This window comes from Anoxybacillus sp. LAT27 (genome assembly GCF_022030075.1).
GTDB lineage: Bacteria > Bacillota > Bacilli > Bacillales > Anoxybacillaceae > Anoxybacillus > Anoxybacillus kestanbolensis.
The window spans coordinates 1-234 of record NZ_JAIWYK010000282.1 but is presented as its reverse complement, the minus strand read 5'-3'; the positions used below and the strand labels follow the sequence as shown (position 1 = coordinate 234).

Sequence of the window (234 nt, the reverse complement as noted above, 5' to 3'; positions counted from 1 at the left end):
ATTCCAAAGTCATCCCTCTTTCACGAACGGGATACGCTCGGCACGCTGACTTCCAACAAATATTGGTTGAGCAGCGTTTTCAGCCGCTCTAAGCGGCCGGACGTATTGCGAATTTCGCCGAGCTGCAAGGCATACTCCTCGAGTTTTTTGAAATCGGCCGTTCCTTCGACAATTTCGCGGCCAATGCCTTCCGTATAGCTTTTGTACCGCTCTTCGATGAACTGTTCAAACACG

The 234-nt window shown here is 50.4% G+C and carries 1 pseudogene; it reads right to left on the bottom strand.

Annotated features, from left to right (window positions below):
• Positions 1-20 precede the first annotated feature (20 nt).
• Positions 21-234: pseudogene (locus LD028_RS09465) on the bottom strand (xylose isomerase); the annotation flags it as partial.